Below are 19,350 nucleotides of genomic sequence, written 5' to 3' on the forward strand. Positions count from 1 at the left end.
TTTCTGCCGGGGCCGTGCTTCGGTACTTCACGCCGGCCCCGCGTCTTTTTTCCGATACGCCGGCCTTCGCCGCGCTCACCGGTCCATCCAGTACCGGCGCTGCTCGTCGCGATAACGCACGAATGCGAACCCGCCATCGGCCGGTGCGACGTCGAACCGTATGGCGCCGTCGCGATCGGTGCGCGGCAGCGGAATCCCGCGCGCCTCGTAGCGGGCGAGAACGCTCCGGTGCGGATGCCCGAAACGATTGCGATAGCCTACAGGAAATACCGCAACGCGCGGCCCGACCGAATCGAGGAAAGGCTCGACCGACGACGTGCGGCTGCCGTGGTGCGGCACGACCAGGATCTGCGCGGCCAGCGCGTCGCGCGCGGTGCCCACGAGCTGACGCTCGCCGCGTGCATCGACGTCGCCCGTCAGCAGCGCGGAAGTGCCGCCCGCGTCGATGCGCAGCACGCACGATTGCCCGTTCGACGAGCCCGTGCTTCGACCGCCCGGCGGCCACAGTATCGTGAAGACGACGCCGTCCCAGCGCCAGCGCTGCCCGGCCGCGCATGGCAGACGGTCGGCGACGCCCGCGGCTGCCGCGTCGCGCCACAGCCGGCTGTTCGACGGAATGCCGGCCAACAGCTGGCGCACGTCGGCCGCCGCATAGACGGCCGGTGCGCCGCCCGCATGATCGGCATCCGCGTGGCTGAGCACGAGCGAATCGATCGTCGCGATGCCGCGTGCACGTAACATCGGCGCGACGATTCGCGTACCGGCATGGGTCGATTCCGCGCCCGGCCCCGCGTCGAACAGCAAGGTTCGCCGTGCGGTTTCGACCAGCACCGACGCACCCTGCCCGACATCGAGCACGGTCAAACGGAAACCGCCCGGCGGCGGCGTGTCAGGTGCGGGCGCAACGAGCGGCAGCCACGTGAGCGGCGCCGCCCAGCGCAACGGCCAGCCGCGCGGCATCAGCGCCCAGACGACACCCAGGCAAGCCAGCGCGAGCACCGGCCAGTCGGGCATGCGCACCCGGAACACGCCGGCCGGCCAGCCGGCGAGGTATCCGAGCAACGTCATCATCGGTTCGAGCGCCACATGGGCGAGCCGGAACGCATAGGCATCGAATGGTGCGGGCATGGCGATGCCGGCCAGCACGACCGGCGTCACGACCGAACTGACCCACGGAATCGCGAATGCATTGCCGAACGGGCCCGACAGGGAAATCTGCGCGAACCACGCGGCCGTGAGCGGTGCGAGACCGATCGTCACCGCGTACTGCACGCGCGTCGCCTCGGCGATGCGGCGTCCGGCGTGCATGCCCCACGCGCGCAACCGGCTCGACAGACGAGCCGCGCCGCTGCCCTCGTCGCCTTCCGCGTCCGCCTCACGCACCGCTCGCCAGCCGGCGACGGCCAGCAGGATCACGGCGACTGCACCGAACGAAAGCCAGAACCCGGCCGACAGCACGGCCCACGGATCGGCGAGCAGCACGCCGCCGAGCGCGGCGCACAGCACCGCGGACGTCGGCACGCTGCGTCCGGCCAGATACGCGATGCCGCCGCCCGCGATCATCCACCACGCGCGCTGCGCCGGCACGTTGAAACCGGCGAGCGCCGCATAACCGGCCGCAGCCGTCAGCGCGGCAAGTGCGGCCGCGTAAGGCGCAGGCAACGCGAGCGTCGCGGCCCGCGCGCGCCAGCGCAGCCGGCGCCAGACCATCGACACGAGCCCGCCGGCCATCGCGCCGACCAGCCCGACATGAAGACCGGAAATCGCGACCAGGTGGCTCGTGCCCGTGTTGCGCAGGACGCGCCAGTCGTCGTCGCCGATACCCGACTGGTCGCCGATCGCCAGCGCGGCGACGATGCCGCGATGCGCTGCATCGCTACCGAGCGTTTCGCCGATGCGCGTCCGCAACCTATCGCGCACCCGGTCGATCGTCGCCCGCCATCCCGAGGCGCGCGCATCGAGCAATGCCGCCCGGCGCGGCGCGCTGACATGGCCGATTGCCCGAATGCCCGCGGCGAGCCACGCCGCCTCGCCGTCGCGCACGCCGGGATTGGCCTCGGCATGCGGGCGTTTCAGGCGCACGACGAAACGCCAGCGCTGTGCGGCACGCAGGTCGGGACGTGCTTCGCGTGTCGCGGCCGCGCCATACGCGCGCCACGACAGCCGGATCAACGGCGGAAAACGGGCCAGCCCCGCATCGTTCGACTCGACCGCGAACAGCAGCCGCGCACCGGTCTCGTCGACGACGGGCAGCCCCCGGATCACGCCGGTCACGACGATGTCGCGCCCTTCCCATTCCGCAGGCAAGCGGTCGCTCAACCGCCATTCGGCCCGAGCAGCTGCATAACCGAACCCCGCGATGCAGGCCGCGAACGCGCACAGCATCCAGCCGAGTGCGGCAGTCGTACGCGTGCGCCGGCGACGCATGCACCACGCCCCCAGCACCGTGCAACCCGCGAACAGGATTGCCCCGATCGTCCATGCGATCGCCCCCGGCAACGCCGCCTGCCGCTGCAGCACGACGACGCCGAGCGCGAACGCGACCCACCCCACGCGCATTCCGCCTCCTCGTCGACCTGGCGCCGCTCCACAAAACGCAGCGCCTTCCGGCAACGATTATGCGGACGAAAGTGCGAGTCGCGGCAGCGCGGCGAGCGCGTTAGCCGAAGTGCATACGGACATTTCGCCCGTATCGAGCCCGCGCAGTTCGGCGAGCACAGCACCGATGCGCGGCACCTGGTCGGGCGTGTTGCGGGACTTGTACGCCCATTCGGGCGCGATGTCGGGGGCGTCGGTCTCGACCACAAGCGCGTCGAGCGGCAACTCCGTCGCGAGCCGCCGGATCTGCAGCGCACGCGTGAACGTCACGTTGCCGCCGAAGCCGAGATGCAGCCCTTGCGCGAGATACGCTTCGGCCTGCTGGAAACTGCCGTTGAACGCATGCGCGATGCCGCGCCGCACGCCGAAACGGCGCAGGCCGGCGAGCACGCGGTCCTGCGACTTGCGCACGTGGCACAGCACGGGCAAATCGAATTCGCGCGCCAGCTTGAGCTGCCCCTGATAGAAGAATTGCTGCCGGTCTTCGTCGAGCCCCGGCACGAAGTAGTCGAGGCCGATTTCGCCGATCGCGACGAAGCGCGGATCGTCGAGGCTCGCCTCGATCTCCATGCGCAGGCGGTCGAGATCCTCGTCGCGCGCCTGCGGCGTATACATCGGATGGATGCCGAGCGCATAAACGGCACCCGGCGTGCGCTGCGCGAGTTCGCGCACCGTCGTGAAGTTGTCGCGCCCGATGCTCGGAATCACGATGCGCGACACGCCGGCCGTGTGCGCAGCCTGCGCGACCGCGGCGCGATCGGCGTCGAACTCGGCGGCATCGAGATGGCAATGCGTGTCGATCCACATGGCGGCAGTCCTGCACCCTTGCGCCGCGCCGGGGCGACCCCGGCAGCAGGCCAAAGGCGTTCGCTTCTTACACCGGCAGCGCCGGCTCCTCGTGCAACACACCGTCGCGCAGCCGCATGATACGGTCGCAGCGCGCGGCAAGATCGGGATCGTGCGTGACGATCACGAAGCTCGTTTCGAGCGTCTCGGACAGTTCGAGCATCAGGTTGAACACCGTGTCGGCCGTCGTGCCGTCGAGGTTGCCGGTCGGCTCGTCGGCGAGCACGCACGCGGGCTTCGTGACCAGCGCGCGCGCGATCGCGACACGCTGGCGCTCGCCGCCCGACAGCTCGCCCGGCCGGTGCTTCGCGCGCGGACCGAGACCGACGCGTTCGAGCATCGCCTGGGCCTGCTCGCGCGCGTCCTCGGTCGTCATCCGGCGGATGCGCAGCGGCATCGCGACGTTGTCGAGCGCGGTGAATTCGGGCAGCAGGTGATGGAACTGGTAGACGAAACCGAGCGCGCGGTTGCGCAGCTCGTTGCGCTCGCGCTCGGCGAGTTGCGTAAACGGCTTGCCGAGCAGCGACACTTCGCCCGCGCTCGGCTCGTCGAGCCCGCCGAGCACGTGCAGCAGCGTGCTCTTGCCCGAACCCGACGCGCCGACGACCGCGAGCTTCTCGCCGCGCCGCACCGTCAGCTCGGTATTGTTGAGCACCTGCACGTTGAAGCCGCCCTGCACGAACGCCTTCGTGACCCCGCGCGCCTGAAGCACGTATTCCTGCATACTGGCCGAATCCTGTCTGTTGTGTTGTCGTGAATCCGCGAATGCGGTCGCGCGATCATTCATAGCGGAGCGCCTCGGCCGGCTTCACCTTCGCGCCGCGCCAGCTCGGATAGAGCGTCGCGATGGCCGACAGCGCGAACGCGATCAGCCCGATCCGGATCACGTCGCTCGCGACGAGTTCGGACGGCAGCTCGCTGATGAAGTACACGGACGGCGGCAGGAACTGCACACCGAACAGGTGCTCGATCATCGGGATCAGCCACGGGATGCTCCACGCGATCAGGCAGCCGAGCGCGACGCCGGACGCGGTGCCGACGAAGCCGATCGTCACGCCCTGCACGACGAAGATCTTCATGATCGACCCCGGCTGCGCGCCGAGCGTGCGCAGGATCGCGATGTCGGCCTGCTTGTTGGTCACCGTCATCACGAGCGACGACACGAGGTTGAACGCGGCCACCGCGATGATCAGCGTGAGGATGATGAACATCATCCGCTTCTCGATCTGCACGGCCGAGAACCACGTCTTGTTCTGCTGGGTCCAGTCGCGAATGTACAGGCTGCCCGACAGCGTGTGCGACAGCTCGACCGCGACTTCCGGCGCCTTCTGCATGTCCTTCAGCCGCAGCCGCACGCCGGTCGGCGCAGACATCCGGAACAGCGCCTCGGCGTCGCGGATGTTGATCATCGCGAGCGTGCTGTCGTATTCGTAGTGACCCGATTCGAACACGCCGACGACCGTGAACTGCTTCAGGCGCGGCATCATGCCGGCCGGCGTGATCGATCCTTCGGGCGCGACGAGCGTGACCTTGTCGCCGACCGTCACGCCGAGGTTGCCGGCGAGCGCATCGCCGAGCACGATGCCGAACTGGCCCGGCACGAGCGCGGCGAGCTGGCCGGCCTTCATGTCCTTGCCGATGTCGGACACTTGCGGCTCGAGCGTCGGCTCGACGCCGCGCAGCATCACGCCGCTCACCGCGTCCTGGCGCGTAAGCAGCGCCTGCGCGTCGACGTACGGCGCCGCGCCGATCACCGACTGGTTGCGGCGCGCCTCTTGCGCGGTCAATTGCCAGTCGGGCATCGAGCCCGTCGGCGAAAACACCTCGACGTGCGCGAGCACCGACAGCATGCGGTCGCGCACTTCCTTCTGGAAGCCGTTCATCACCGACAGCACGACGATCAGCGCCGCGACGCCGAGCGCGATCCCGAGCATCGACACGAGCGCGATGAAGGAAATGAAGCCGTTGCCGGTCGTGCGTTTGCCGGCGCGCGTGTAGCGCCAGCCGATCTGCCATTCGTACGGAAGTTTCAAGCGAATCCTTTCTGCTGGTTACGGCGGGGAGGCGCCCCGCGGCCGGACCGCCGCCCGGCGGCGGCCACCGGCCCGGGCACGGTCGAAAAACGGCCGCCGGACGCAAACGGGCCGTCAGCCGGCCCGATCACGCGCGCAGTTTGCCATACAATGCGCACCATCATGCACGACCGACGCCTCCATTTTCTCGTTCCGTTCGCGCTGCCGTCGGCGGCCGATGCGGCCTCGTCCCTGCATACGCTGGACAGCCCCGCGCTCGAAAAGTTGCTCGCCCGCGCCAGCCTCGTCGAGCGCGTGGCCGGCGAGGACTTCCAGCGCACACTGCCGCACGAGCGCTGGCTGGCCCGCCAGTTCGGCGCGACCCAGGGTAACGCCGCAGACGAGGCGCCGCTCGCGCCCTACATGCTGCTGGCGGACGGCGGCGAACCCGGCGCGCACGCGTGGGCGTGCGTCGAGCCCGTGCACGTCGAAATCGCGCACGATCACCTGGTGCTCGTCGATCCGGCCGCCCTCGCGCTCGACGACGGCGACGCGGCCGCCCTGCTCGCAGTTGCGCGCCCGCTGATCGAGGAGCTCGGCGTGCGGCTCGAAGCGCCGAACCCGGCGCGCTGGTACCTGTCGAGCGACCAGCTCGCCCGGCTGGCCGGCGCCGCGCCGCTGCGCGCCAGCGGCCGCAACATCGAGATCTGGCTGCCGCACGAGGCCCACACCGGCGAACGTTCGCGGATGTGGATGAAGCTGCAGAACGAAGTGCAGATGGCGTGGTTCCAGCACCCGGTCAACGAAGCCCGCGAAGCGCGCGGGCTGCCGACCGTCAATTCGATCTGGTTCCATGCGCAGGGCACGCTGAAGCCGGTCGGCAAGCCGTTCGCGCGCGTGCTGTCCGCGTCGCCCGCCGCGCTCGGACTCGCGCGTGCCGCGCAAACCGGCACCGGCAACGCACCCGCGACGTTCGGCGCGCTGCCGGCCGCCAACGGCGCAACGCTCGTCGAATTGCCGACGCTGACCACCCCGTTCATCGAGCAGGACTGGGCGCGCTGGCACGACGGGCTCGCCGCGCTCGAGCGCGACTGGTTCGCGCCGGCCCTCGCCGCGCTGCAGAACGGCGAACTGGCGAGCATCGATTTCACGCTGTGCGGCGACACCAGCTCCGTGACGCTGCACGCGACGCGCGGCGACCTGCGCAAGTTCTGGCGCCGCCGCGCGCTCGCCTCCCTGTTCGAATAACCTGCCCACCGCGTATGACCCGGATCGTTACCCGCCCCGTCGCGCCCGCCGACGCCGAAGTGCTCGCGCGCCACGGCCTGCACCCCGTTCTCGCGCGCCTGTACGCGTCGCGCGGCGTGCAGTCGCCCACCGACATCGAGACCGCGCTTGCGCGCCTCGTTCCGCCCACCGAGCTGAAGGGTTGCGCCGATGCGGCGTCGCTGCTCGCCGACGCGATCGCCGACAAGCGGCGCCTGCTCGTCGTCGCCGACTACGACTGCGACGGCGCAACGGCATGCGCGGTCGCGGTGCGCGGCCTGCGGATGTTCGGCGCGCAGATCGACTACCTGGTACCGAACCGCTTCGAGTACGGCTACGGCCTCACGCCCGAGATCGTCGAGCTCGCGGCCGCGCGCAAGCCCGACCTGCTGATCACCGTCGACAACGGGATCGCGAGCGTCGCGGGCGTCGAAGCCGCGAACGCGCGCGGCATCGACGTGCTCGTGACCGATCACCACCTGCCCGGCGACGCGCTGCCCGCCGCCCGCGCGATCGTCAACCCGAACCAGCCCGGCTGCGCGTTCCCGAGCAAGCACCTCGCCGGCGTCGGCGTGATGTTCTACGTGCTGCTCGCGCTGCGCGCCGAGCTGCGCCGCCGCGGCGCGTTCGCGAGCAAGGAAGCCGAGCCGCGCCTCGACGGCCTGCTCGACCTCGTTGCGCTCGGCACCGTCGCCGACGTCGTGCGGCTCGACGGCAACAACCGCGTGCTCGTCGCGCAGGGGCTGCAGCGCATCCGCAACGGCCGCATGCAGCCGGGCATCGCCGCGCTGTTCCGCGCCGCCGCGCGCGAAGCGCGCACCGCGTCGGGCTTCGACCTCGGCTTCGGCCTCGGCCCGCGCCTGAACGCCGCGGGGCGATTGTCCGACATGTCGCTCGGCATCGAGTGCCTGATCACCGACGACATCGGCCGCGCGTGGGATCTCGCGCAGCAGCTCGACGTGATGAACCGCGAGCGCCGCGAGATCGAGGCCGGCATGCAGCAACAGGCGCTCGCCGATCTCGCCGACGTCGACCCGGCCGACGCGTGCACGATCACGCTGTTCAACCCCGAGTGGCACCAGGGGGTGATCGGCATCGTCGCCGGCCGGCTCAAGGAAAAATTCCACCGGCCGTCGTTCACGTTCGCGCACGCCGATGAAGAAGGCAAGCGGGTCAAGGGTTCCGGCCGGTCGATCGCCGGCTTCCACCTGCGCGACGCGCTCGATCTCGTGTCGAAGCGCGAGCCCGACCTGATCGTTGCATTCGGCGGCCACGCGATGGCGGCCGGCCTCACGCTGGACACCGCGAACGTGCCGCGCTTCGCGGCCGCGTTCGAGGCCGTCGCGCGCGAATGGCTGTCGGACGACGCGCTCGCCCGCGTGATCGAGACCGACGGCGAACTCGAGGACGCGTACTTCACGCCGCAGTTCGTCGGCCTGCTCGACGAAGCCGTGTGGGGACAAGGGTTTCCGGCCCCGCTTTTCTCGGGCGAATTCGACGTCGTGTCGCAATCGCTCGTGAAGGAAAAGCACCTGAAGCTGCAGCTGGCACGCGGCCGCCAGCGCTTCAACGCGATCTGGTTCAACCACACCGAGCCGCTGCCCGCGAGCGCCCTGGTCGCGTACCGGCTCGTCGCCGATACGTGGAACGGCGTCACGCGCGTCCAGCTGATCGTCGAGCACGCGGCCGGCTGAGCGCGGGCCGCCCGGCCCGCTGTAGCGCCCTCCCCCGCACGCACGCCGCGCCGGACGGGGCCTCGGCGCGCGCGTGCGCACCGTTTGCGTCACCGGGCAAGCCTGCCGATCGGCTATAATTCCGCTTTTTTACGAAGCAAGAATAGCGAACGATCATGGAAGCGGAACGTCTCAACGCGATCGAAAGCTCCCTGCTTGACCTGCGCACCCGCGCGGGCGAGCTTCGGGGGTATCTTTGACTACGACGCCAAAGCTGCGCGTCTGACCGAAGTCAACAAGGAACTCGAAGACCCGAACGTCTGGAACGATTCGAAGAACGCCCAGGCGCTCGGTCGCGAGAAGAAGCTGCTCGATGGCGTCGTCACGACGCTCACCGTACTCGATAGCGACCTGCGCGACGCGCTCGACCTGTTCGAGCTGGCTCGCGAGGAAGGCGACGAGGACACGCTGCTCGCGTCGGAAGACGACGCCGCGAAGCTCGAGGCGCGCGTCGGCGACATCGAGTTCCGCCGGATGTTCTCGAACCCGGCCGACCCGAACAACTGCTTCATCGACATCCAGGCCGGCGCCGGCGGCACCGAGGCGTGCGACTGGGCATCGATGCTGCTGCGCCAGTACCTGCGCTACTGCGAACGCAAGGGCTTCAAGGCCGAAGTGCTCGAAGAGTCCGACGGCGACGTCGCCGGCATCAAGAACGCGACGGTCAAGGTCACGGGCGAATACGCATACGGCTTCCTGCGCACCGAAACGGGCATCCACCGCCTCGTGCGCAAGTCGCCGTTCGACTCGTCGGGCGGCCGTCACACGTCGTTCTCGTCGGTGTTCGTCTATCCGGAAATCGACGACTCGATCGAAGTCGAGATCAACCCGGCCGACCTGCGCATCGACACGTACCGCGCATCGGGCGCGGGCGGCCAGCACATCAACAAGACCGACTCCGCGGTGCGGATCACGCACATGCCGACCGGTATCGTCGTGCAGTGCCAGAACGACCGCTCGCAGCACCGCAACCGTGCCGAAGCAATGGCGATGCTGAAGTCGCGCCTGTACGAAGTCGAAATGCGCAAGCGCCAGGCCGAACAGGACAAGCTCGAATCGAGCAAGACCGATGTGGGCTGGGGCCACCAGATCCGCTCGTACGTGCTCGACCAGAGCCGCGTGAAGGACCTGCGTACGAACGTCGAAATGAGCAACACGCGTGCGGTGCTCGACGGCGATCTCGACGACTTCATCAGCGCGAGCCTCAAACAGGGCGTGTAAGCGCCGCGGCGCGGCCTGGTCCGCGCCGCCCTTCCCGTTTGCGTTGCCGCACCCACTCCGAATTCCGACCATCATGACCGAACCGACCCAAACGCAGCCCGCCGTCACGGCGGACGAAAACCAGATCATCGCCGAGCGCCGCGAGAAGCTGCGCGCCCTGCGCGAGCAAGGCGTCGCCTACCCGAACGACTTCCGGCCCGAGCACCACGCAGCCGACCTGCAGGCGAAATTCGCCGATTCGGACAAGGCCGCGCTCGAAGCGAACCCGGTCGAGGTGTCGGTGGCCGGCCGCATGATGCTCAAGCGCGTGATGGGCAAGGCAAGCTTCGCGACGGTGCAGGACGGTTCGGGCCAGATCCAGTTCTTCGTGACGCCGAACGACGTCGGCGCCGAAACCTACGACGCATTCAAGAAGTGGGACCTCGGCGACATCGTCGCCGCGCGCGGCGTGCTGTTCCGCACCAACAAGGGCGAGCTGTCGGTCCAGTGCAAGGAGCTGCGCCTGCTGTCGAAGGCGCTGCGGCCGCTGCCGGACAAGTTCCACGGCCTGTCCGACCAGGAAATGCGCTACCGCCAGCGCTACGTCGACCTGATCGTCACGCCGGAAACGCGCGACACGTTCCGCGCCCGCACGAAGACGATCGCGTCGATCCGCAAGTTCATGGACAACGCCGAGTTCATGGAAGTCGAGACGCCGATGCTGCACCCGATCCCGGGCGGCGCAGCGGCCAAGCCGTTCGTCACGCATCACAATGCGCTCGACATGCAGATGTTCCTGCGCATCGCGCCGGAGCTGTACCTGAAGCGCCTGATCGTCGGCGGCTTCGAGCGCGTGTTCGAGATCAACCGTAACTTCCGGAACGAAGGCGTGTCGCCGCGTCACAACCCGGAATTCACGATGATGGAGTTCTACGCCGCGTACACCGACTACCGCTGGCTGATGGACTTCACCGAGCAACTGATCCGCCAGGCGGCGATCGATGCGCTCGGCACCGCGACGATCCAGTATCAGGGCCGCGAGCTCGACCTCGCGAAGCCGTTCCATCGCCTGACGATCACGCAGGCGATCCAGAAGTACGCACCGGGCTACACCGACGGCCAGCTGTCGGACGATGCGTTCCTGCGCACCGAACTGAAGCGCTTCGGCGTCGACGTGTCGCAGCCGGCGTTCCTGAACGCAGGCATCGGCGCGCTGCAGCTCGCGCTGTTCGAGGAAACGGCCGAAGCGCAGCTGTGGGAACCGACGTTCATCATCGACTACCCGGTCGAGGTGTCGCCGCTCGCACGCGCATCGGATACGGTGCCGGGCATCACCGAGCGTTTCGAGCTGTTCATGACCGGCCGCGAAATCGCGAACGGCTTCTCGGAGCTGAACGATCCGGAAGACCAGGCCGCACGCTTCAAGAAGCAGGTCGAGCAGAAGGATGCCGGCGACGAGGAAGCGATGTTCTTCGACGCCGATTACATCCGCGCGCTCGAATACGGGATGCCTCCGACGGGCGGCTGCGGGATCGGCATCGACCGTCTCGTGATGCTGCTGACCGACAGCCCGACGATCCGCGACGTGCTGCTGTTCCCGCACCTGCGCCGCGAAGACTGATCCGCCGCACCCGCGTGTGCGCCGCGCCCTGCGGCGCGCACGCGACAGCTTTGTAACGACGCGTAAGTCCCGCCAGCCGGCGTTCGCCGGCTTTCGATCCTCCCCCGTTTTATTCCCTCGTCGCGACGACCTTCTCCGGGTTTTCCCTGGAACGACCGCCGGCGCCCCGCTGCAATTCGTTACACCTTGATACGGCGCGCCGCTTGCCGGTAGACGACACTCCTTTTGCGTCACCACGCATGACCACGGGACCAGAACCAGGCGCAGGAACGCCCGGTCTGCTCGCTCCCGAGCGTGGGATCCGGCCGGGCACCGAAGTGCCGCCCCGGATCGACATCGGAGAAAAAAATGGACAACCAGAATCAGACCACGCCGCAAAAGCAACGCCTCCACCCGCTCATCGCCACTGCCGCCGGCGCCGTCATCGTCGCCAGCCTCGCGGCGACGGCAGCCATCACGGGCATCTTCCCGAAGGCCAGCAGCAGCAACGCACAGAACGGCCAGACCCAGGCCGCGCTGATCGCGTCGCAACCGGCCGTCGATACGGCTGCCGCCGCCAGCGCCGCGCTCGCCGCGCAAGCGCAGCAGCAGGCAGCGGAACAGGCCGCCGCGCAACAGAAGGCTGCCGCCGTCGCGCAGGCCGAGCCGAAGCCCGCGCCGCGCCCGGCAGCGCCGCCGCACCGCCGTCATACGACGGCACCGCAGCCGCCGCAATACGCGCAGCAGCCGTCGGCGCCGGCCCAGGCCTACTGCCAGAGCTGCGGCACGGTCGTCGCGATTTCGCAGACGCGCACGCCGGGCCAGAGCTCGGGGATCGGCGCCGTGGGCGGCGCTGCAGCCGGCGGCCTGCTCGGCAACCAGTTCGGTCACGGTAACGGCCGCACCGCGATGACGATCATCGGCGCGCTGGGCGGCGGTCTCGCCGGCAACCAGGTCGAGAAGCAGGTGCGCGCGGAAACCGACTATCAGGTGCAAGTGCAGATGGAAAGCGGTGCGACGCGTACGTTCACGTACCACAACCCGCCGCCGTTCGGCCAGGGCCAGCGCGTGCGGATCGAGAACGGCACGCTGGTCGGCGCGTAATCGCCCGATCGCATCGGTGCCCCCTGCCCGCGTGTCGTGCGCGGGCCAGCGGCCCGAAAACGAAAACGGCTCGAGAGCAATTGCCCTCGAGCCGTTTTTTCATTGGCGCCATGCGTGCCGATGCGGCACGCGCGGTGCCCGGTCCGTCAGTCCTCGTCGTCGAAATCCGACTCGTCGATCCAGTGTGCCTGGATCGCCTCGAGGATCTTCTCGCCCGAGTGTTTCGGATCGTCGTCGAAGCCGTCGAGTTCGAGCACCCACTGGCGCAGGTCGACGAAGTTGATCCGCTGCGGGTCGATGTCCGGGTGCTTGTCCGCCAGCGCAATGGCTATTTCACGCGAATCGGTCCATTTCATCGCCTGCCTCCGGTTTGGGTCAGTGGTTTTCCTTCGCGTGGTTGATCGAGTACTTCGGAATCTCGACCACCAGGTCCGAATCTTCCTTCACGATTGCCTGGCACGACAGGCGCGACGTCGGCTCGAGGCCCCACGCCTTGTCCAGCAGATCGTCCTCGTCCTCTTCGGACGGCGTCAGATCGTTGAAGCCCTCGCGGATCACCACGTGGCACGTCGTGCATGCGCACGACTTCTCGCATGCATGCTCGATCTCGATCCCGTGATCGAGCAGGTTGTCGCAGATACTCTTGCCGGGCGTCGCGTCGATCACTGCGCCATCCGGGCACAGTTCGACGTGAGGCAGCACCACCAGTTGAGGCATGTCCGTTCCGTCAGTCAGGGTGCGGCGCGAGGCGCCGCACGGTTCATTATCGCGCGCAGGCCGTCGCCGGCCGATGCGCGGTTCGCAAGTTCAGATCTCGTCGAGCCGGCGGCCCGACAGCGCGCGCTTGATGCTCTTGTCCATCCGGCGCGCCGCGAATTCATCGGTGCCGTCGGCCAGCGTCTTGGTCGCCGCTTCGATCGCATTCGTATCGTCGCCCTGTGCGACCGCGCGCAGCGCCGCGGCCAACGTGTCGACCTGCGCGCGCTCGTCCGCGTCGAGCAGTTCGCCATCGGTCGCCAGCGCGGCCTGCGTCGCCTCGAGCATCCGCTCGGCCTCGACCTGTGCTTCGCGCAGCGCGCGGGCACGCATGTCGATTTCGGCGGTCTTGAAGCTGTCCTCGAGCATCTTCGCGATGTCGTCGTCGGCGAGGCCGTACGACGGCTTCACGACGACCGACGCCTCGACGCCCGACAGCTGTTCACGTGCGAACACCGACAGCAGGCCGTCCGCGTCGACCTGATAGGTCACGCGAATGCGTGCGGCGCCGGCCGTCATCGGCGGAATGCCGCGCAGCTCGAAGCGCGCGAGCGACCGGCAGTCGGCGACGAGCTCGCGCTCGCCCTGCACGACGTGGATTGCCATCGCGGTCTGGCCGTCCTTGAAGGTCGTGAATTCCTGCGCACGCGCGATCGGAATCGTCGAGTTGCGCGGAATGATCTTCTCGACGAGGCCGCCCATCGTCTCGACACCGAGCGACAGCGGAATCACGTCGAGCAGCAGCCAGTCGTCGCCGGTGCCGCGATTGCCCGCGAGCAGGTCGGCCTGGATCGCCGCGCCGAGCGCGACGACCTGGTCCGGATCGAGGTTCACGAGCGGCGGCTGGCCGAAATATTTCGCAACGGCGTCGCGAATCACCGGCATGCGCGTCGCGCCGCCGACGAGCACGACACCCTTGATGTCGCCCGGCGTGACCTGCGCGTCGCGCAGCGCCTTGCGGGTCGGCGTGAGCGTACGCTGCACGAGCGGCTCGACGAGCGACGCGAACGTATCGTGCGAGATCGTCTGCACGAGGTGCGCACCGCCCGACAGCGTGACGTCCAGCGACGCCTGCGGCGCGGCGGACAGCGCTTCCTTCAGCACGCGCACGCGGTCGAGCAGCAGGCGCACGTCTTCGGGCGCGAGCGTCTTCGCGTCGATGCCGGCCTGCGCGAGCACGTGACCGAACAGCGCATGGTCGAAATCGTCGCCGCCGAGCGCGGAATCGCCGCCTGCGGCCAGCACTTCGAACACGCCCTTCGTCAGCTTCAGGATCGACAGGTCGAACGTGCCGCCGCCCAGGTCGTACACCGCGTAGAGGCCTTCGGCGCCGTTGTCGAGGCCGTAGGCAATCGCCGCGGCGGTCGGTTCGTTCAGCAGGCGCAGCACGTTGAGGCCCGCGAGGCGCGCCGCATCCTTGGTCGCCTGGCGCTGCGCGTCGTCGAAATACGCGGGCACCGTGATCACCGCGCCAACCAGATCGTCGCCGAGCGAATCCTCGGCGCGATAGCGCAGCGTCGCGAGAATCTCGGCCGACACTTCGACCGGGCTCTTCACGCCGTCGATCGTACGGATCTGCACCATGCCCGGCGCATCGACGAATTCATACGGCGCGTTCGCCGCGCCTTCGACCTCGGCCTTGCCTCGGCCCATGAAGCGCTTGACCGACACGATCGTGTTGCGCGGATCGGTGGCGGCCTGCTCTTTCGCTTCGTGACCGATACGGCGGCCGCCCTTCTCGAGGTAACGGACCACCGACGGCAGCAGCATGCGGCCCGCTTCGTCCGGCAGCACTTCCGGCACGCTGTTGCGCACGGCCGCGACGAGCGAGTTCGTCGTGCCGAGATCGATCCCGACGGCGAGTCGCCGCTGGTGCGGCGCCGGCGCCATGCCCGGTTCGGAAATTTGCAGTAAAGCCATCTTGGTTCGTTCGGGCGCTCGGCCCGTTTGCTGCGCGTGCCGCGAGGCACGCGGTTAAGTTTCGAGGCGCTCGATCTGCGCGCCCACTTCCGACGCGACGCGTTCGATGAACATCAGCTGGCGCACGGCTTCCGCGGCGGCCTGGTCGGCGCCGCTGTCGAGCAACGTGCCGAGGCGCTCGACACGCACGCGCTTCTCGTCGCGCAACTCGGCAAGCAGCGCATCGAGCGCGTCGACGTTGCGGGCGGCGGCGGCATCCTCGATGCCTTCGCGCCACTCCATCTGCTGCATCAGGAACGCAGGTTCCATCGCCGTGTTGTTTTCCGCGCCGATGTCGACGCCGCGCAGCGACAGCAGATAGGACGCGCGCTTCAGCGGATCGCGCAGCGTGCGGTATGCCTCGTTCGCGCGGGTTGCCCATTGCATCGCGATGCGCTTTTGCGCGTCGCCGGCCGCCGCGAAGCGGTCCGGATGCACCTGCGTCTGCACCGTCCGGTAGGCGGTGTCGAGCGCCGCTTCGTCGAGCGCGAATTGCGCCGGCAGGTGAAACAGGTCGAAGTGGCTGTCTTTCAGCGAGACCATCGTCGCGTTCAATTCCGGTTCGTCGCGCGGCAAACGCCGCACATTAAAAAGGCGGCCCGTGCCGCCTCTTGCCCGCATCGCGCGGAGGTCCGCGTCACACGCGGAACGATTCGCCGCAACCGCACTCGTCCTTCACGTTCGGGTTGTTGAACTTGAACCCTTCGTTCAGGCCTTCGCGGGCGAAGTCGAGCTCGGTACCGTCGATGTACGCGAGGCTCTTCGGATCGACGATCACCTTCACGCCATGGCTCTCGAACACCTGATCCTCGGGAGCCAGCTCGTCGACATACTCGAGCTTGTACGCGAGCCCCGAGCACCCGGTCGTGCGAACGCCAAGCCGCAGGCCCACACCCTTGCCGCGACGGACGAGGTATTTCTGGACGTGCTGTGCTGCTTTTTCGGTCAGTGTAATTGCCATGATGTCCTTGCCGCGGCGCGCCACCGGGGCCCGCCGCGTTTCCTTCTCTAGCCGCTCGATGCCGCTCAGGCTGCTGCCTGATCGCCTTCCGTGGTGTCGTGGCGCTTCTTGTAGTCGGCCACGGCTGCCTTGATCGCGTCTTCCGCGAGGATCGAGCAGTGAATCTTCACCGGCGGCAGCGCGAGTTCTTCGGCGATCTGCGTGTTCTTGATCGACAGTGCCTCGTCGAGCGTCTTGCCCTTCACCCACTCGGTGACGAGCGAGCTTGACGCGATCGCGGAACCGCAACCGTAGGTCTTGAACTTCGCGTCTTCGATCACGCCGTCCGCGCCGACGCGGATCTGCAGCTTCATCACGTCGCCGCAAGCCGGCGCGCCGACCATGCCCGTGCCGACCGTGTCGTCGTCCTTTGCGAACGAACCGACGTTGCGCGGGTTTTCGTAGTGATCCAGAACCTTGTTGCTGTAAGACATGACTCAGACTCCTTGACTCGTTACGTCTGCGTGCGTCATCCGCCCGCGGGTGTATTCAATGCGCTATTAGTGTGCGGCCCATTCGATCGTCGACAGATCGATGCCTTCCTGGTGCATTTCCCAGAGCGGCGACAGTTCGCGCAGCTTCGCGATCTTGCTGTTCAGCAGGTCGATCACGAAGTCGACTTCCTGCTCCGTCGTGAAGCGGCCGACCGTGAAGCGGATCGAGCTGTGCGCGAGTTCGTCGTTGCGGCCGAGCGCACGCAGCACGTACGACGGCTCCAGCGACGCCGACGTGCACGCGGAGCCCGACGACACCGCGACGTCCTTGATCGCCATGATCAGCGACTCGCCTTCGACGAAGTTGAAGCTGATGTTCAGGTTGTGCGGGACACGGTGTTCCATGTCGCCGTTCACGTAGGTTTCCTCGATCTGCGACAGGCCGCGCAGCAGCTTGTCGCGCAGCATGCGGACGCGCTCGTTCTCGGTCGCCATTTCTTCGCGGGCGATGCGGAACGCTTCGCCCATGCCGACGATCTGGTGCGTCGGCAGCGTGCCCGAACGCATGCCGCGCTCGTGGCCACCGCCGTGCATCTGCGCTTCGATCCGCACGCGCGGCTTGCGGCGCACGTACAGCGCGCCGATGCCCTTCGGGCCGTAGGTCTTGTGCGCCGAGAACGACATCAGGTCGACCTTCAGCTTCGCGAGATCGATCCCGACCTTGCCGGTCGACTGCGCGGCGTCGACGTGGAACACGATGCCCTTCTCGCGGCAGATCTCACCGATCGTCTCGATGTCCTGGATCACGCCGATCTCGTTGTTCACGTGCATCACCGACACGAGGATCGTGTCCGGGCGCAGCGCGGCCTTGAACACGTCGAGGTCGATCAGGCCGTCATCCTTCACGTCGAGGTAGGTGACTTCGAAACCGTCACGCTCGAGCTCGCGGCAGGTATCGAGCACGGCCTTGTGCTCGGTCTTCACCGTGATGATGTGCTTGCCCTTGCCCTTGTAGAAGTTCGCGGCACCCTTGATCGCCAGGTTGTCCGACTCCGTTGCGCCGGACGTCCAGATGATCTCGCGCGGATCCGCGTTCACGAGTGCGGCAACCTGTTCACGCGCTTCCTCGACTGCACGCTCAGCGTCCCAGCCGTAAGCGTGGCTGCGCGACGCCGGGTTGCCGAACTGCTCGCGCAGGTACGGCACCATCTTGTCGACCACACGCGGATCGACGGGCGTCGTCGCGCTGTAATCCATGTAGATGGGCAGGTGGAGAGTCTCTTGGGTCATCTGTCGCTCCGGGTATTCTGTGCAGGGACTATGTGCGTTATGGGGTATGGCAGGCGCCTTCGCGCTCACGAACTCGCGATGTTGAACACCGAATTGGGGCCGAGCGGCATCGTGCGCACGGGCTCGGCCGGTGCGGCGACGGGCTCCGGTGTGCGACGATCACGCAGCACCGCAGGGGCGCCCTCGCGTGCACGCTGCTGATCGACGAGATCCTGCAGCGACACGGAATCGAGGTATTCGACCATCTTCTGGTTCAGGGTCGACCACAGCTCGTGCGTCATGCAATGGCCGTCGGGCTGCTTCGAGCCGTCGCACGTGCCTTTGCCGCCGCACTGCGTGGCGTCGAGCGGTTCATCGACCGCGATGATGATGTCGGCAACGGTGACGTCCTGCGCGCGACGCGCGAGGTTGTAGCCGCCGCCCGGGCCGCGCACGGATTCGACGATTTCATGCCTGCGCAGCTTGCCGAACAGCTGTTCGAGATACGAGAGCGAAATCCGCTGGCGCTGGCTGATGCCTGCAAGCGTCACCGGGCCCTGCTCCTGGCGCAGTGCCAAGTCAATCATCGCCGTGACGGCGAAACGGCCTTTGGTGGTGAGTCTCATAGTGTCTAGGGGACTGCAATCTTGACGATTTTGGTCAAGTATAAATATTTGACGATTTTAGTCAAGTATCCATGCCTTTGGTAGGGTATTCGCAGACCGCTGAATACCGTGCGATCAGCGCGCCGTACGGGCCCGCAGCGTCTCCAGCAGGCCCGCGCACGCGCGTTCGACCTGGTCGAGCACCTGTTCGAAACCCTGCGCACCGCCGAAATACGGATCGGCCACTTCGGTTTCGGCCGAATCCGGCGCGAATTCCATCAGCAGGCGCACCTTGTCGCGATGCTGCGGCGGGCAGCGGCGCTGCAATTCCGCGAGATTCGCCTCGTCCATCGCGAGCAGCAGGTCGAAGCGCTCGAAATCCGCCGCACTCACCTGCCGCGCGCGCAGCGCCGACAGGTCGTAGCCGCGGCCGAGCGCGGCCGCCTGCGCCCGCGTATCGGGCGGCTCGCCCACGTGCCAGTCGCCGGTGCCGGCCGAATCGATCGCGATCCTGTCCGCCAGCGCGGCCGCGTCGACCTGGTGGCGCATCACGCCTTCGGCGGTGGGCGAACGGCAGATGTTGCCGAGACAGACGAAACAGATCGCAACGCGGGTCATCGCACTATCGCAAAGTTGCGGCGGACCGCGTGGGAGAAGAGCACGCCATTATACAAAGACGGCCGAAACCGCGCCGCCGCGCAAAGCGACGGCGCCGTGCATTACAGCGCCTTCGGCGCGGCGAGCACGACATCGCCGGATGCGGCCGGCAGCGGCTTCGCCGCGTCGCCGACCAGCCCGAACGACACCGCGCGCGCCAGCTCGGCAGACGCCTGGTGCACTGCCAGCGGGCCACGCGACGGCGCATCGGCCATCGCATGCAGATAGGCTGCCGCTGCAAGCGGGACGACGATTGCCAGCGGCCAGTACATCGATATTGTCTTTCTCATGATGCGGACCTCCTTGACCGG

At 67.8% G+C, this 19,350-nt stretch carries 19 protein-coding genes; 5 read left to right on the forward strand and 14 right to left on the reverse strand.

Features of this window, described 5'->3' with window-relative positions; genetic code table 11:
- Positions 1 to 75 precede the first annotated feature (75 nt).
- From ACWMMN_RS11080 to ACWMMN_RS11095, 4 genes are all read right to left on the reverse strand, one after another.
- A complete protein-coding gene (locus tag ACWMMN_RS11080) occupies positions 76 to 2,559 on the reverse strand; it encodes a DNA internalization-related competence protein ComEC/Rec2 (protein WP_486422664.1) in 2,484 nt (827 codons plus the stop codon).
- A gap of 57 nt (positions 2,560 to 2,616) precedes the next feature.
- A complete protein-coding gene (locus ACWMMN_RS11085; protein WP_059233726.1) occupies positions 2,617 to 3,405 on the reverse strand; it encodes a TatD family hydrolase in 789 nt (262 codons plus the stop codon).
- Positions 3,406 to 3,472: 67 nt separating this feature from the next.
- Entirely contained in the window at positions 3,473 to 4,231 is a 759-nt protein-coding gene (gene lolD, locus ACWMMN_RS11090) for a lipoprotein-releasing ABC transporter ATP-binding protein LolD (RefSeq protein ID WP_392387930.1), read from the reverse strand.
- Positions 4,224 to 5,477, reverse strand: coding sequence for a lipoprotein-releasing ABC transporter permease subunit (locus ACWMMN_RS11095; protein ID WP_059233724.1), 1,254 nt, complete (start codon positions 5,475 to 5,477; stop codon positions 4,224 to 4,226). Before ACWMMN_RS11095 ends, lolD begins: the two co-directional genes overlap by 8 nt.
- Positions 5,478 to 5,627: 150 nt before the next feature.
- Between ACWMMN_RS11095 and ACWMMN_RS11100 the strand changes: the two genes are divergently transcribed.
- From ACWMMN_RS11100 to ACWMMN_RS11120, 5 genes are all read left to right on the forward strand, one after another.
- Positions 5,628 to 6,704, forward strand: coding sequence for a regulator (locus ACWMMN_RS11100; protein ID WP_486422665.1), 1,077 nt, complete (start codon positions 5,628 to 5,630; stop codon positions 6,702 to 6,704).
- A gap of 14 nt (positions 6,705 to 6,718) precedes the next feature.
- Complete coding sequence (recJ, locus tag ACWMMN_RS11105) at positions 6,719 to 8,416, forward strand: single-stranded-DNA-specific exonuclease RecJ (RefSeq protein WP_059233722.1); 1,698 nt, start codon at positions 6,719 to 6,721, stop codon at positions 8,414 to 8,416.
- A gap of 155 nt (positions 8,417 to 8,571) precedes the next feature.
- Positions 8,572 to 9,676, forward strand: a protein-coding gene (gene prfB / locus ACWMMN_RS11110; RefSeq protein ID WP_155627123.1) for a peptide chain release factor 2 whose coding sequence is annotated in 2 segments (ribosomal slippage) — positions 8,572 to 8,652 and positions 8,654 to 9,676 — 1,104 coding nt in all. Because the reading frame shifts where the segments join, the coding sequence is not laid out codon by codon here.
- 73 nt (positions 9,677 to 9,749) lie between these two features.
- Positions 9,750 to 11,276, forward strand: a complete 1,527-nt coding sequence (gene lysS / locus ACWMMN_RS11115; RefSeq protein ID WP_059233721.1) for a lysine--tRNA ligase — start codon at positions 9,750 to 9,752, stop codon at positions 11,274 to 11,276.
- 348 nt (positions 11,277 to 11,624) lie between these two features.
- Positions 11,625 to 12,359 carry a glycine zipper 2TM domain-containing protein gene (locus ACWMMN_RS11120; RefSeq protein WP_059233720.1) on the forward strand — a complete coding sequence of 245 codons (735 nt, stop codon included), beginning with the start codon at positions 11,625 to 11,627 and terminating at the stop codon, positions 12,357 to 12,359.
- 146 nt (positions 12,360 to 12,505) lie between these two features.
- Here the strand turns inward: ACWMMN_RS11120 and iscX are convergent, their stop codons facing one another.
- The 10 genes from iscX to ACWMMN_RS11170 form a co-directional block, all read right to left on the reverse strand.
- A complete protein-coding gene (gene iscX, locus ACWMMN_RS11125) occupies positions 12,506 to 12,715 on the reverse strand; it encodes a Fe-S cluster assembly protein IscX (protein WP_021157676.1) in 210 nt (69 codons plus the stop codon).
- 19 nt (positions 12,716 to 12,734) lie between these two features.
- The gene (gene fdx, locus ACWMMN_RS11130) at positions 12,735 to 13,076 is read right to left on the reverse strand and encodes an ISC system 2Fe-2S type ferredoxin (RefSeq protein WP_006478392.1); all 342 of its coding nucleotides are present in this window, start codon (positions 13,074 to 13,076) and stop codon (positions 12,735 to 12,737) included.
- A gap of 90 nt (positions 13,077 to 13,166) precedes the next feature.
- On the reverse strand, positions 13,167 to 15,035 hold the full coding sequence (hscA, locus tag ACWMMN_RS11135; protein WP_342702498.1) for a Fe-S protein assembly chaperone HscA: 1,869 nt from the start codon (positions 15,033 to 15,035) through the stop codon (positions 13,167 to 13,169).
- Positions 15,036 to 15,089: 54 nt separating this feature from the next.
- Positions 15,090 to 15,617 carry a Fe-S protein assembly co-chaperone HscB gene (gene hscB / locus ACWMMN_RS11140; protein ID WP_059236685.1) on the reverse strand — a complete coding sequence of 176 codons (528 nt, stop codon included), beginning with the start codon at positions 15,615 to 15,617 and terminating at the stop codon, positions 15,090 to 15,092.
- Between the two features lie 94 nt (positions 15,618 to 15,711).
- The gene (gene iscA / locus ACWMMN_RS11145; RefSeq protein ID WP_014896627.1) at positions 15,712 to 16,035 is read right to left on the reverse strand and encodes an iron-sulfur cluster assembly protein IscA; all 324 of its coding nucleotides are present in this window, start codon (positions 16,033 to 16,035) and stop codon (positions 15,712 to 15,714) included.
- 65 nt (positions 16,036 to 16,100) lie between these two features.
- Positions 16,101 to 16,508, reverse strand: a complete 408-nt coding sequence (gene iscU / locus ACWMMN_RS11150; RefSeq protein ID WP_011352562.1) for a Fe-S cluster assembly scaffold IscU — start codon at positions 16,506 to 16,508, stop codon at positions 16,101 to 16,103.
- Positions 16,509 to 16,574: 66 nt separating this feature from the next.
- On the reverse strand, positions 16,575 to 17,798 hold the full coding sequence (locus ACWMMN_RS11155) for an IscS subfamily cysteine desulfurase (protein ID WP_059233718.1): 1,224 nt from the start codon (positions 17,796 to 17,798) through the stop codon (positions 16,575 to 16,577).
- Between the two features lie 65 nt (positions 17,799 to 17,863).
- The gene (iscR, locus tag ACWMMN_RS11160) at positions 17,864 to 18,403 is read right to left on the reverse strand and encodes a Fe-S cluster assembly transcriptional regulator IscR (protein ID WP_009691731.1); all 540 of its coding nucleotides are present in this window, start codon (positions 18,401 to 18,403) and stop codon (positions 17,864 to 17,866) included.
- 114 nt (positions 18,404 to 18,517) lie between these two features.
- On the reverse strand, positions 18,518 to 19,000 hold the full coding sequence (locus ACWMMN_RS11165) for a low molecular weight protein-tyrosine-phosphatase (protein ID WP_059233717.1): 483 nt from the start codon (positions 18,998 to 19,000) through the stop codon (positions 18,518 to 18,520).
- A 101-nt stretch (positions 19,001 to 19,101) separates the two neighbouring features.
- Positions 19,102 to 19,329 (reverse strand): hypothetical protein, encoded by a 228-nt coding sequence (locus ACWMMN_RS11170; RefSeq protein ID WP_043190346.1) that lies wholly within the window; start codon positions 19,327 to 19,329, stop codon positions 19,102 to 19,104.
- Positions 19,330 to 19,350: the final 21 nt, after the last annotated feature.

It is taken from the genome of Burkholderia cepacia complex sp. TUM26381, from assembly GCF_057439935.1.